Below are 12999 nucleotides of genomic sequence, written 5' to 3' on the forward strand. Positions count from 1 at the left end.
GGGGGTCAGTTGTGATACACTGATCAAGATGGACCAAAACAGCTCAGCTTACTACATAAAGGCTGTATGGGAGGAAAGAAACATGAGCATAACTGAAGTGACCCGCGAGAAAGATCGCAAGCTTGGTGAAATTTTAAGAAATATGGGCCGTGTAATCGTCGCCTTCTCCGGCGGTGTTGACAGTACATTCGTCCTCAAACGTGCACAGCAAGAGCTTGGTGACCAAGTGCTTGCCGTAACCGCAGCATCAGAAACGTTTCCCACGAGGGAGTTCGATGCCGCAGCACAACTAGCCCAACAATTCGGCGTCCGTTTGCACAAAACAGAGGTTAAGGAATTGGAGAACGCAAACTTCGTTGCCAATAATCCCGACCGTTGTTATCACTGCAAGACGGGGCTTTATTCACATTTACAGGATATCGCCAAAGAGCTTGGTTATCCGTATATCTTAGATGGTTCCAATGTGGACGATCTTGGAGACTACAGACCTGGGCTTCAAGCAAAAAATGAGCAAGGTGTCCGCAGCACACTGCAGGAAGCTGGCTTAACCAAAGACGAGATCCGAGCGCTTTCCAAAGAATTGGGTCTGAGCACGTGGAATAAACCTTCTTTCGCCTGTTTGTCCTCCCGTATCCCGTATGGGACACAAATTGAGAAGTGGAAGATTGACCAATTGGATGAAGGGGAATACTTCCTGTCCCAACTGGGTCTTTATCAAGTTCGCGTGCGTCATCACGAGAAGATTGCCCGGATCGAAGTCATGCCGGATGAAATTCACAAGGTCGTAGAGCACCGTGATGCGATTTACGAAAAATTCAGCAAGCTTGGCTTTACATATGTCACGTTAGACCTGCAAGGATACCGAACTGGCAGCATGAATGAAGTACTGTCACAAGAGACGAAAGACAAGGTGAAAGAAGCATCCTTATGATGGACTTAGAGAAGATCTTAAAACTCGTTCAGACAGGCGATCTGGACGTAGAAGAAGCCAAGAAGCAAATCATCAAGGATGGCGGCTCAGGTCCCGCCAACCTTGATCTAGGATTTGCGCAGCTCGACATCGATCGCGAGAAGCGTACAGGCTTCCCCGAGGTCATTTTCGGGGAAGGCAAGACGCCCGAGCAGATCGAGGTTATTTTCAAGCGGCTCATGGAGCACACCGACCGCGTGCTTGCCACACGCGTCGACGCGGCCAAGGCCGCTTATGTTGTGGCCAACGTGGCAGGTGTCACCTACCACGAAACAGCACGGGCGCTTACTTGGTTTAAGCGTCCGCTGCTCAAAGTCCACGAAGGCTACATCGCCGTCGTGTGCGCAGGCACCTCCGACCTCCCTGTGGCGGAGGAGGCTGCCCTTACAGCGGAATGCCTGGGCAGCCACGTCGAACGTATTTTCGACGTGGGTGTCGCCGGCATTCACCGACTGTTCCGCCGGCTAGAACTCATTCGCGGTGCGAACGCGATTGTCGTCGTGGCCGGCATGGAGGGAGCCCTCGCCAGCGTAGTTGGCGGGCTCGTCTCCAAACCGATCGTCGCTGTGCCGACGAGTATCGGCTACGGGGCGAACCTTGCTGGTGTCGCTCCCCTGTTGTCTATGTTAAATAGCTGCTCACCAGGCATTTCCGTAGTCAACATTGACAACGGCTTTGGAGCTGGCTACTATGCAGGACTCATCAACAAAAATATGTCGAAACGAGCGTGACATCCGACCATGCGTATTTTATATTTGGACTGTTTCTCTGGAATAAGCGGCGATATGACACTAGGCGCTTTAGTTGACGCGGGAGCAGATCGAGCTTATATCGAAGATGAGCTTTCCAAAATCAAACTAGAGCCCTACACCTTAGAATGGAAACGTGTTATCAAACGCGGGATTTCCGCCCTAAAACTAGATGTTATTCTCGATCCAGAACATCCACCTAAAAAACATAGACATTACTCAGAAATTGTTCAGGTCATCCAAAAAGCCGAATTCAATGAACGAGTAACGGCCCTAAGCCTAGCTATTTTTGAAAAAATAGCGATTGCAGAAGCCAAAATTCATGGAACTCCTATCGAAAAAGTACACTTTCATGAAGTCGGTGCAATCGACTCAATCGTTGACATCGTAGGCGTCGCCTTAGCGATCGACTCCTTACAGATCGAGCGTATTTTCTCATCACCTGTGCCACTAGGCTCTGGTACGATCCATATCGACCATGGGATATATCCAGTACCCGCTCCCGCTACACTTGAAATGATGCTAGGCTTGCCCATCGCATCAACGCATTATAGCTTAGAAATGACGACGCCTACAGGCGCCGGTATCATTTCTGGGATTGTCGACGAATTCTCCAAAAGCTTCCCACCGATGGTTGTTGACAGCATTGGATATGGTGCAGGCACAAGAGATTTACCCAAACAACCGAATGTACTTCGCGTCGTAGTCGGTAAAATCGATCCCTTTATCGGGAAATGGCAAATCAGCCATGAACATCTAGCTCACGAGCATTCGCATGAGCATACACACACGCATGACGATCATCACCACCATCATGATCACTCTCATGATCATCATCACGATCACGGCGATCATGATCACACCCATAGTCACACACATCATGGAGTTGCTAACACTGGCACTCACCAATAGGAATAGACAAAAAACGCCCTTCCATCAATCTGGAAGAGCGTTTTTTTGTCTATTCTGCTCGTGAAATAACATCCTAACTTCCTCATAAACTTGCTTCAATGGAATCCCATATTTCCTTGCAACTTCTTCACATTCCTTAAATTCAGGCGCATATTGCACTAATTTTCCTGCGTGATAGCCCACTTTTACCGTCAAAGGCCCCCAAGGTGTCTCCAGAAGTTCAAATTCCCTTGCTAATCGATGACAAGAGGCATGGAGATATCGAACCCCCAGCGTCGTTGACTCACTAAATATAATCTCCTCGATCTGTGAAAGCCGTTCCTCATCCACCAGCACATTCAGCATGATACCAGGGCGGCCCCGCTTCATAATAATGGGCACAACATATACATCGTTCGCCCCCACATCAAAAAGCCTATCCATGATATACGTAACCCACTCTGGATTCATATCATCCAAATTGGCTTGCACTAACAACATGTGATCGTCCACATGCTCATCCCTATGGTTAAAAGCCACTATTCCCACCTCTTATTGGCATCATAGCAAATATCACCACACAACGAAAGATGGAAGGATAAACAAGCGGCGATACGTACATCCTAAGAACTAACATTTCAGGAAGGATGATAGAGATGCAAAGCAGAGCATTTTGGTCAAAGGTTCTAGCCCTGAGCCTCCTGCTATCTACAGTGACACCTACATCTTTTTCACATCGTACGCACTCAAAAGCTATGGCAAATGACCAAATAGCGCCTACACCAAGCTCCATCGCCCCAAAGCATACACAAGCGGAGCGGAAAGAACTTTTTGAAAAAATAAGCTTACTCTCAGGCATTCCTTGGCAATACCTAGCTGCAGTTGATCAATATGAGAAAACCATGAATGCTTCCAAAAAAAGAACCATTCAACAACCTATCACGAACTTCTATTTCTCAGACGCGAACTGGGCCGGTAAGTTAAATCCGGATCAACAGGATACGAATCTAAAAAGCATAGCTTTTTTCCATGGATTTGGTAAAGATGGGTCCGGTGATCGTATTGCAGATCGTGCCAACGATTTGGACGTGCTTGCAGCCATGACTGCCATTCTAGGAAAGAACGGGACCAAAGTAGAAAACCTACAAATAAATCTTTTGAATTACTATCAGAATCCGCGAAGTGTGGAACGCATTAAACAATTCGCTGCGATCTATGAAACTTTAGGCACCTTAGAAGCAAATGCCCATGCCTTCCCGCTCCCTGTTACTGCGGATTACTCCTATCGAAGCACTTGGGGGGATTCTCGCGGCTGGGGGGGGCATCGTAGCCATGAAGGAACAGATCTATTTGCAGGATACGGGGTGCCAGTACGGAGTACCTGCTTTGGGATCGTTGAAATTAAAGGATGGAATCCCTATGGAGGCTGGAGGATCGGTATTCGAGATCTCAACAACATCTATCACTACTACGCGCACTTGTCGGGTTACCAAAAAAACATCAAAGTCAACGACATTGTTAAACCAGGCCAAACCATTGGATGGGTGGGGAGCTCTGGCTATGGAAAACCAGGTACCTCAGGCAAATTTCCACCCCATTTACATTTTGGCCTTTATCGTGATAATGGTACAACGGAATGGAGTTATGATCCTTATCCTTCCTTGCGCAGATGGGAACGTGAAGATCAAAATAAGAAGAAATAAACCCGTCCTACCCAGGATGGGTTTCATTTATGAGGTATTTTAATGCTTAGTTACACCCTGTTTGGGAGTCGTAGTCGAGCTCCCCGTACTCGGTAACGTAGGAAGAGTGATACTTGGCGGACTTGCATCCTTCGTACTGCCAACAGGGTTGCCTTTATTATCGTAATAATACGTTGGGACATCCCCGACCACCAGTGAGTAAGAAATAGGAATCTCCGTTTCCACAATTTCCGTATCCGAATCGAAAGGAATAATGACCGAGACCTCCGCAACAATGTGAACATACACTTCAAACATAACCATATTAATCCCAGCATTTTGCGTACGTGTATTTAAATCAACCTTAACACTGCCAACTGGCAACAATTTGATAGGGATATCCGGCCCAAAAGAAGCAAGAATGGCACTATTCATGGCTTGACCAAGTGGTATATGCTCTGAAATACTTTGTAGGTTATTTAACTCCCCCTGTACAGTTCTACTTGCCTCCGAAGTAATTCTCATATGTTCATTATAATTCAACATAAAACCCGTAATTTTATTGTTATTATCCAATTTCCAATCAATTAATTGCTCTGCGTTCGTTCCTCCAGCAACATGTTCAGAGATTGCACTATTGATCGCTTGCGTAGCAATTTGCTTAATCCGCACCTTCGCCAAACTCATCAAAGGCGGTCTCAGATTCCGTTCAATAAAAATAAAAAATTGTATGCAAAACAAGACAAAGATAAGCAGACCGATCCAAAGCACCTTTTTACGGCTCGTCTTCACAGTTGGCCTGCTCCTCCATCGTCGCCTCTGCAGCATCCTGTTCCCTCCTTCTTCATCCCCACAGATCAACTCAAGCGCTACATTTCATTAGTACTACCTTATGCGGACATGGTATGAAAAAGACGATGCAATCCAACCACATACTTCCTCATTATCCCCGTCCTCTAAGCTAATTTCCCTTTCATCCTTCTCCCTCCTCCACTATCCCGCCAATCACATAATTACTAGTTATCCTCGAACCTCTATCTGATCACCCTTTACATCTATCGAACTTTCTCGTTATCCTCCATCCTTTAGCTAATTTTCCCCTAGATCCTTTCACTCCTCCACTATCTTCCCAACCACTCAATTACTCGTTATCCCTCATCTTTTAAGATAATCTCCCTTCCATCCATCGCGCTCATCCACTATCTCGCCAACCAACTATCTACTTGCACAACATCCACACGCCCCCTTATTATCTCCAGCCCCAACCTATCGGCACTATCCCGTTGACTCAGATGAAAACAATTTAATAAATTTACAAATTTATTCCAAAATATTGAAATAAGATCGTATGTTTGATATAATAAACAAACAGGAACACTTGTTTTCATATCATTAATATCTGTCGGAGGAGAATATTTATGGATTGGTCAAAATTAACCTATGAACAGTTTCATACGAAGTTTTCCTCTGAGGATGCATGTATCGATTTTCTAATTCAACTCAAATGGCCAAAAGGCTTTCGTTGCCCACGTTGTGACCATCGCCATGCTTATATAACATCTACTCGACGTCTACCTTTGTATGAATGTTCTCACTGTTGTCATCAGGTGTCCTTGCTCTCAGGTACGATCATGGAGGGGTCTAGAACTCGACTTTCTAAATGGTTATTAGCGATTTTTCTGATATCGAGCACGCCCTCAGGCACGACGGCAATGAAACTTTCACAGCTAATTCAGGTTACGTATAAAACTGCCTGGTTAATCCTACATAAAATCCGTACTTCCATACACCTAGCTGATAACCAACGCCCGTTGACAGGATCAGTTCAAATTAACTCTGCTATTTATGGCAGACCCTTTAACCCTTCTGTTCATAAGCATCCCCAAGAACACCTCCTACTTGTAGGCTCCTCACTCGATCATTCAGGTGTTACGCCCACGACAACAGTCAAAATCAAACAAGTCACTCCCTCAAGTCCTACTAACAAACACATCACTCGTTTCGACACAATTAACTTCCAACAACAACATATCAACCCAAACGCAGATAAAATTGAAATCGTTACTGGATTCTTCACGTCTAAACGTCAACGCCCCCTACTCGAAATCGCAAAACAAGCAAGCACTTGGATCAATTCGACCTTCCATGGCATCGGATCGAAGCATCTTCAATCCTATTTGGACGAATTTTGTTATCGAATAAATCTTACTGCTTCGAGCGTGCCTATCTTTGATCACCTAGTCCAACTCTGTATGAATATTCCTAAAGCAATTCCCAAACCTTTATGCCAAGCAGCCTAACTAAACACTTAGGTCTATCTTAGTACACCCATTTTTACTCCAAAGTACTTTAGAGTGCAGCTCCATATCCTTATCCTTATCCTTATCCTTATCCTTATCCTTATCCTTATCCTTATCCTTATCCTTATCCTTATCCTTATCCTTATCCTTTTTCATTTCCATTTCACTCTACTTTAGAAATCCCCATAAAAATTTCATACAATTTCAATACATGTTCTATAACTCTGTTTTAGTTTACATATACACAGTTACGCTTTCTTCTGAGCTAAGGGGATAGTGCTAATAGAAAAATGTTCGTAGAATAAGTCACTTGCGGCTAAATATGCGTTGCGTGTAAGGTGGAGAGCTCAACGTTGGTGCGAACGTATGAAGCGTATTGCTTCGGATTATCGGAAACGAGGTGAGCTTCGTGAGGAAGCTGGGGTTTACGATACTTGGAGGGGTAATCGTTCAAAATGTAAAAAGCTTTCGCCCCCATCATTGGTGGACATCCCCCTGTTTACTTAACGGGGATCTTACCACTGTGATGGTTCTTAAAGCTTTTTACATCCGGCATTCAGTTGCTGCTAATGTGTGGATGGAACGAGTGCCGTACCACCAAGACCGCTTGGTGTGCTGCTTGTTTTGGTAATAGCGATTTTGTCTACCATTGCGCCGTCTTCTCTGACTTTGATATACAACGTATGTGTACCTGTTGACAATGAAAGTGAGCTGCTCGGCTTTTTCCAAGCCCAAGTACCACTGCTGCCTGTTGTTACTTGGTAGTTGCTGCCTGAATCAACAGCTACATTGAAGCTGTCTGAGCTGCCATCTGGGCCAGTTGAAAGCAAGTAAATGTAGAAAGAGCCGCCGTTGGTTACTTCCAGGTCATATTTGAGGTAGTTGGCATCACTATCTCCGGAACCATTTGCTGTTTGCATGTTAGCAGTTCCCGAACAGGCGGAACAAGTTGTTTGTGTGAATGTTCCTGTTTTGGCCGTATACGTTTCGGCTTCCAAATAGGAGACCGAACTTCCATTAATATTGTAGTATAGTGATCCTGTACCCGTACCGCCACTTGCAGGTGTTGTAACGGAAGCGACAGTACTTGCAGATGACGCGTTCCCAGCTGCATCTTTGGCAATGACGGTGTAACTATACGCTGTAGAGGCCGTAAGTCCGGAATCGCTATAAGCAGTTGTCGTGGAGGTACCGATTTTGGAACCATTACGATACACGTCATAGCTAGTTACAGCCACATTATCCGTCGCTGCTGTCCATCCAAGCTGTACTTGTGTGCTTGATGTCGCCGTTGCTGTTAACCCAGCTGGTACAGAAGGTGCTGTCGTATCTGGCGTTGGAGCTGTTGGTGCATAACGTTCCATGATTAAACTTGTTTTTAGCACATCAGTCTGGACTAACCAGCCCTTCGTCGAGAGTGTATTGATCAGATCTGTGCGCGCACTTGTTGCTTCACTTAGCGTATCTGCTTTAAACGAAGCTTCAACGATGTCTTCCGTTCCTGTTTTAGCTGCATTTAGAATGGTCCACACTTCGATATCTAATTCCAAGCCATCGATCGTACCTTCATATCTTTTGAAATCGATAGGTCCATAGATCACTGAATTGTTCAATTGGGTTGTTCCCCAGCCTGAGCTGGTCCAGTTTTTGAACTGGCTAGGCGCATTAGAAACGGAGACGGACTGGGAACTTGCCAGGTTAGGGGCATTGAGTCCACTGCCACTGAAACCAGAGACGGTTACATCTTTTTCATACTGAACGCTTAATGTTTGTTTACTGATGGTCCAGTCAACTTGGAACTCAAATCCTGATGCTGAGCTGTTCAAGCCATCGTTCGCTGCGGTTGTCAACGCACCATTGATATCCCCGTTTGTGATTGGGTATCGCTTTTTGAATTGTAATTGATGCGTACTGTCCGTACTTTTTTTACGAATACGATCGCTCCAACCTTGAGCATCCATCGTTTTAGATGCTGTATCCATGTATTGAACGCGATAGCTTTTATATGAGGACCCCGTGCCAAATTGACTACGAACGCTACTAATTAAATTGTGGCTACCGTCCACAACGATACTTGGATCTAAATTAAATTTCACTTCATAGTTAGGTGTACCGTTGGCTGCAAATGCTTGCTTAGGAGAGAGAACTCCACCTGTTAGCAGTATAGCCGCTGCTGTTGAAGCGAGGATAACTTTGGACATTTTGTTCATTTGAAACATAGAAATAACATCTCCTCACTATTTTTTGATATTAATAACGATCCATAATTAGTTGAGTCTTTAATGAATCTTGCGCCAAAAACCAACCTTTACCTTGTAGATACGTAACTAATTCATCATGTTTGGACGATGCTGTTGATTGACTATCTGTTTTGAAAGAAGCTTCTACTATGTATTCTGTCCCCGTTCCCGCTGCATTAAGAATCGGCCACACCTCGATATAGAGCTGCTGTCCACTCCAAGTACCGACGGAACGCTTTGCCAGAACTGGCCCATAGATGCGTGAAGAAGAAAGCTTACTTGTTCCCCACCCACTGGATACCCAGTTATTAAATTTATCCGGTGCGTTATTAATAAGTAAACTGCGAGAATCCGCTTGATTCGGAAGATCCATACCACTATAACCCGATTTACTGCCTGATTTAGTACGTGTGATACTTAGTGTTTTCTTTTGATAACCCCACTCAATTTGCGCTTCGTAACTTGTGTCTCCTGAGTTGAAGCCCTGTGTATTAGCTAAAGTAAGAGCTCCATTAATGTCATTACCCGTAATGGCATATCTTTTTTTATAGCTAAGTTCAAAGTCACTCTCACCTTCGGTTTTACGAATTCTTGGGCTCCATCCATTGTTGTAAATGTCTTCTGCGTTCGTGTCTAGAAATTGTACATTCATCTTCGTGACTGTGTCCGGCATGCCAAATGCTGCTTTCACGCTGCTAGTCAGCTTGAAATCGGATCCAAGTACGACACTTGGATTTAGGAGAAGCTTAACCTCGTAATTCGGAACCATGTTGCTGGCTGCGCTCGCTGACTTCGGTGCGCCGAAAGTACCTGTTAATAAGCTAGTTCCCACTACAGCGACCATCATGACAGTCATCACATTTTTCTTCAACATCACTTCATCTCCTCTACACTTTTAGAAAGTTTTCTTGACGTCCTGAGCATAAAGGAGTTTTGTTTGCAGATTGTCATCTAGATTTGTGCTTTTTGTAAATGGAATTAAATCCCTCTAACTGCATCTTGCAAACTGGATAAGAAGCTGTCAAAGACTGATGAGCGAATACGATCCGCATTGTAGGTGAAATAAATATAGCGTCGCAGAGGATTTTGCGGAATACTTCTATAGCTTACTTCGCCTCTTTGCAATTCTTTGGCGATCGCAATTTTTGAAATAATCGAAACACTCTCCCCTGTCATAACCGCTTGCTTTATCGCTTCTAAGGAGTCCATCTCCATTACTGGCTTGAGTTTGACTCCTAATGTTTTAGCCCAATTTAGCGTCATGGTTCGTGTGCTCGATTCTTGCCCGTGCAGAATGAAAGGCACATCGTTTAAAAATTCAGGATGAAGTATTTCTTGTCTAGCAAAGCGATGTTTCGGATTAAAGAAGAAAACGAGCTCATCCTCGCAAAGCGTTTCACCGACCAACGGTGACCATTGAAAAGGCTCGGCCGACATGATGCCAATATCAATTTCATGATTGAGCAGCATTTCTTTAATAAAAGGGGTTGGTCTCACGGTAAGTGAAACGGAAATATGCGGAAACCGCTCTGAGAATGCACTGAGCATTTCCGGAAGTATATAGGTGCCCGGCACCGAACTTGCTCCTATTTTTAAATGACCACTGCCTCGCTCATCGAACTCCTTGACCACCCGTTCTGCCTCCTGAACTAAGGCGTTGATCTTCTTAGCGTAATGATTCAAAGATTGCCCCGCTTCGGTTAGATGGACTTTTCCGCCCCGCGAGTAGAACAATTGTACCCCTAGCTCTTGCTCCATCGATTTCATATGAAAGGATACTGTGGGCTGTTTGAGACCTAATTGCTCAGCTACAGCTGTGATTCGTTTGTGCTTATCCAAAAGTTCAATGACTTGAAGCTTTAACAAATTCCAATTCATTACTCATCCCTCTTCCGTGTTCAGCCTATGTGGGTTTCATTATAGAAAAAATCTATGGAGATGAATAGATAGACAACAAAAACTTAACATTCTATTTACGTCTCACTAACACTAAGTTGATGATCGCCCCCTAAACTAAAGGTGAGATCAAAAGCACGGAAGGAAGCATGCGATGTCTTTACAACTTAGCGGTATAAACAAATCTTTTGGTTCCTCCACTGCATTGGAAGCTATTCAGCTCTCTGTTGCCAAAGGACGCTTCACGACGTTATTGGGTCCCTCTGGCTGTGGGAAAACAACCCTTCTTCGGATCATCGCTGGTCTGGAGACACCGGATGAAGGCGAACTTCATTTGGGGGATGTCTGTTTATTTTCCACAACACGCAAGATTAACCGTCCTGTTCACAAACGAAATTTCGGAATGGTCTTCCAAGACTTTGCCCTTTGGCCACATTTAACTGTTTTGGAGAATGTCGCCTTTGGACTTAAAGCTACGGGTGATAAGACGAACTGGCGTCAACGAACGATGGAAGCGATCGAACTTGTTCAGCTGCAAGGGAAAGAAAAGCGATACCCGCATCAGCTATCGGGCGGTCAGCAACAGCGTGTTGCACTCGCTCGTGCGATCGTGATTCGGCCACAGCTTGTCCTTTTTGATGAGCCCATGAGCGCTTTGGATGCTCTTCTTCGAGAAGAAATGCGCTTAGAGCTGATGAATTTAGTACGCAGCATTGGCTTCACGACCGTATACGTCACGCACGATCAAACAGAAGCTATGTCGATGTCAGACGAAATTATCGTGATGAAAGATGGCCGTATTTTACAGAAAGATACACCAGAAGCCATTTATAACAAACCAACCCATCCCTTCACTGCTCGTTTTATCGGTAAAACAAACTGGTTGGAAGTGGACAAGCGAATGATTCGCCCTGAGCATGTGAAATGGGCACCGCTAACTGACTCTGACCTCACGTATTCGGGTATTGTACAAACCGTCAGTTATATGGGCGAACGCTATGAGGTTACCGTGCAGCTAAGTACAGGGGAAGTCTGGATGGCTTATCACCCCACGCGGTTAAACGTAGGAGAAACTGTACAGCTTTATGTTTCTCAGCAACAGATTCATGTGCTTTAATAAGCAGTTACCATACATAGGAGAGGGAGTTTTTAAACAATGAAAACGAAAATGAAAAAAACATTAAACATGAGCACTTTAGCTTTGATGTCTGTTCTGGTTGGAGTCGGATTAACGGGGTGTGGAACGGCTAGTAAAACGACGACAAGTTCCGCGACAGCAACTCCGTCACCTGCTGTTGCTTCAGCTTCGGCAGCACCGACAGCTACGCCTGAGGCGAAAAAACTTAGCGGTAAGCTAGTTGTTTACAGCGCTGGACCTAACCCGCTTGCAGTTAGCATCCAAAAAGGTTTTCAAGCCAAAACGGGCGTAGAAGTTGAAATGTTCCAAGGTACGACTGGTAAAATTATGGCTCGTATGGAAGCTGAAAAAGCAAATCCCGTAGTTGATGTTGTGATTTTGGCTTCACTTCCTTCTGCCATTGGGATGACGAAAAGTGGATTGACAATGCCTTATAAAGAAGCTAAAAATGGCGATAAATTAATCACTGATTATTCGGATAAAGATGGAAACTATTTCAGCTACAGCCTTTCCGCACTAGGGATTGCTTACAATACGAAGCTTGTTACGAACCCGCCAAAAGAGTGGAGCGATCTGACAAAGCCAGAGTGGAAAGATCAAATTAACATTCCAGATCCTGCACAATCCGGTTCTGCCCTAGATTTCATGTCTGGTTACACAAATAAAAATGGAGATTCCGCATGGGATTTGTTCGGTAAAGTGAGAGCAAATGGCGCGATTATTGCTGGTGCCAATCAGGAAGCGATGGATCCGGTTATCTCAGGAGCTAAAAAAATCGTTATGGCTAGCGTGGACTATATGACTTACGCATCCAAGGCTAAAGGTGAGCCGATTGACTTGATTTATCCAGCTAGTGGAACTGTCATCTCACCTAGACCAGCTATGATTATGAAGACTTCCAAAAATGCAGATGCTGCAAAAGCATTTATCGATTATCTTCTCTCGGATGAAGCTCAAAAAATGGTTACTGATAACTACTTGCTATCTGGTCGTAGTGATGTTCAAGTACAAGGTCGTGTAAGTGCGAAAGACATCCCTGTTCTCAAAGTAGATTGGAACTGGATGAACGACAATCAAGCTGACGTTACAACTAAATTCACACAATTATTTAAAAAGTAAGCTTAAGTTGGGGA

13 protein-coding genes are annotated in these 12999 nt (G+C 44.6%); 7 read left to right on the forward strand and 6 right to left on the reverse strand.

Annotation, left to right across the window (positions count from 1 at the left end; all coding sequences use genetic code 11):
• Positions 1-82: 82 nt before the first annotated feature.
• Genes larE through larC form a run of 3 tightly spaced genes read left to right on the forward strand, consistent with a single transcriptional unit; the run spans position 83 to position 2631 of the window.
• Entirely contained in the window at positions 83-931 is an 849-nt protein-coding gene (gene larE, locus A8709_RS03130; RefSeq protein ID WP_065850744.1) for an ATP-dependent sacrificial sulfur transferase LarE, read from the forward strand.
• On the forward strand, positions 928-1701 hold the full coding sequence (gene larB, locus A8709_RS03135) for a nickel pincer cofactor biosynthesis protein LarB (protein WP_065850745.1): 774 nt from the start codon (positions 928-930) through the stop codon (positions 1699-1701). Before larE ends, larB begins: the two co-directional genes overlap by 4 nt.
• A 9-nt stretch (positions 1702-1710) precedes the next feature.
• On the forward strand, positions 1711-2631 hold the full coding sequence (gene larC, locus A8709_RS03140) for a nickel pincer cofactor biosynthesis protein LarC (protein ID WP_065850746.1): 921 nt from the start codon (positions 1711-1713) through the stop codon (positions 2629-2631).
• Positions 2632-2655: 24 nt separating this feature from the next.
• Here the strand turns inward: larC and larC2 are convergent, their stop codons facing one another.
• Positions 2656-3150, reverse strand: coding sequence for a nickel pincer cofactor biosynthesis protein LarC2 (gene larC2 / locus A8709_RS03145; protein WP_065850747.1), 495 nt, complete (start codon positions 3148-3150; stop codon positions 2656-2658).
• 215 nt (positions 3151-3365) lie between these two features.
• Between larC2 and A8709_RS03150 the strand changes: the two genes are divergently transcribed.
• Complete coding sequence (locus A8709_RS03150) at positions 3366-4313, forward strand: M23 family metallopeptidase (RefSeq protein ID WP_244163078.1); 948 nt, start codon at positions 3366-3368, stop codon at positions 4311-4313.
• A 39-nt stretch (positions 4314-4352) separates the two neighbouring features.
• Here the strand turns inward: A8709_RS03150 and yunB are convergent, their stop codons facing one another.
• Positions 4353-5120 carry a sporulation protein YunB gene (gene yunB, locus A8709_RS03155; protein WP_244163079.1) on the reverse strand — a complete coding sequence of 256 codons (768 nt, stop codon included), beginning with the start codon at positions 5118-5120 and terminating at the stop codon, positions 4353-4355.
• A gap of 590 nt (positions 5121-5710) precedes the next feature.
• On the opposite strand from yunB, the gene A8709_RS03160 reads away from it, so the two are divergent.
• Complete coding sequence (locus tag A8709_RS03160; RefSeq protein ID WP_065850749.1) at positions 5711-6592, forward strand: transposase; 882 nt, start codon at positions 5711-5713, stop codon at positions 6590-6592.
• Here A8709_RS03160 and A8709_RS34385 read toward each other — a convergent pair whose 3' ends face one another.
• The 4 genes from A8709_RS34385 to A8709_RS03175 form a co-directional block, all read right to left on the reverse strand.
• Positions 6593-6748 (reverse strand): hypothetical protein, encoded by a 156-nt coding sequence (locus A8709_RS34385; protein ID WP_208607629.1) that lies wholly within the window; start codon positions 6746-6748, stop codon positions 6593-6595.
• A gap of 410 nt (positions 6749-7158) precedes the next feature.
• On the reverse strand, positions 7159-8811 hold the full coding sequence (locus A8709_RS03165; protein ID WP_065850750.1) for a fibronectin type III domain-containing protein: 1653 nt from the start codon (positions 8809-8811) through the stop codon (positions 7159-7161).
• Between the two features lie 31 nt (positions 8812-8842).
• On the reverse strand, positions 8843-9706 hold the full coding sequence (locus tag A8709_RS03170; protein ID WP_065850751.1) for a hypothetical protein: 864 nt from the start codon (positions 9704-9706) through the stop codon (positions 8843-8845).
• 104 nt (positions 9707-9810) lie between these two features.
• Positions 9811-10710 carry a LysR family transcriptional regulator gene (locus A8709_RS03175; RefSeq protein WP_065850752.1) on the reverse strand — a complete coding sequence of 300 codons (900 nt, stop codon included), beginning with the start codon at positions 10708-10710 and terminating at the stop codon, positions 9811-9813.
• A 172-nt stretch (positions 10711-10882) separates the two neighbouring features.
• Here A8709_RS03175 and A8709_RS03180 point away from each other — a divergent pair, with 172 nt between their 5' ends.
• Together A8709_RS03180 and A8709_RS03185 are read left to right on the forward strand one after the other, a co-directional pair.
• Complete coding sequence (locus A8709_RS03180) at positions 10883-11845, forward strand: ABC transporter ATP-binding protein (protein ID WP_065850753.1); 963 nt, start codon at positions 10883-10885, stop codon at positions 11843-11845.
• 51 nt (positions 11846-11896) lie between these two features.
• On the forward strand, positions 11897-12985 hold the full coding sequence (locus A8709_RS03185) for an ABC transporter substrate-binding protein (protein WP_244163080.1): 1089 nt from the start codon (positions 11897-11899) through the stop codon (positions 12983-12985).
• Positions 12986-12999 lie beyond the last annotated feature (14 nt).

This window comes from Paenibacillus pectinilyticus, from assembly GCF_001700435.1.
Classification (GTDB): domain Bacteria; phylum Bacillota; class Bacilli; order Paenibacillales; family NBRC-103111; genus Paenibacillus_E; species Paenibacillus_E pectinilyticus.

Excerpts from the sequence above, each read along its gene's own strand:
- larB (WP_065850745.1), top strand. The coding sequence starts at position 928 with ATGATGGACTTAGAGAAGATCTTAAAACTCGTTCAGACAGGCGATCTG.
- A8709_RS34385 (WP_208607629.1), bottom strand. The coding sequence starts at position 6,748 with ATGAAAAAGGATAAGGATAAGGATAAGGATAAGGATAAGGATAAGGAT.
- larE (WP_065850744.1), top strand. The coding sequence starts at position 83 with ATGAGCATAACTGAAGTGACCCGCGAGAAAGATCGCAAGCTTGGTGAA.
- A8709_RS03185 (WP_244163080.1), top strand. The coding sequence starts at position 11,897 with ATGAAAAAAACATTAAACATGAGCACTTTAGCTTTGATGTCTGTTCTG.
- A8709_RS03150 (WP_244163078.1), top strand. The coding sequence starts at position 3,366 with ATGGCAAATGACCAAATAGCGCCTACACCAAGCTCCATCGCCCCAAAG.
- A8709_RS03160 (WP_065850749.1), top strand. The coding sequence starts at position 5,711 with ATGGATTGGTCAAAATTAACCTATGAACAGTTTCATACGAAGTTTTCC.
- A8709_RS03170 (WP_065850751.1), bottom strand. The coding sequence starts at position 9,706 with ATGTTGAAGAAAAATGTGATGACTGTCATGATGGTCGCTGTAGTGGGA.
- A8709_RS03175 (WP_065850752.1), bottom strand. The coding sequence starts at position 10,710 with ATGAATTGGAATTTGTTAAAGCTTCAAGTCATTGAACTTTTGGATAAG.
- A8709_RS03180 (WP_065850753.1), top strand. The coding sequence starts at position 10,883 with ATGTCTTTACAACTTAGCGGTATAAACAAATCTTTTGGTTCCTCCACT.
- yunB (WP_244163079.1), bottom strand. The coding sequence starts at position 5,120 with ATGCTGCAGAGGCGACGATGGAGGAGCAGGCCAACTGTGAAGACGAGC.
- A8709_RS03165 (WP_065850750.1), bottom strand. The coding sequence starts at position 8,811 with ATGTTTCAAATGAACAAAATGTCCAAAGTTATCCTCGCTTCAACAGCA.
- larC (WP_065850746.1), top strand. The coding sequence starts at position 1,711 with ATGCGTATTTTATATTTGGACTGTTTCTCTGGAATAAGCGGCGATATG.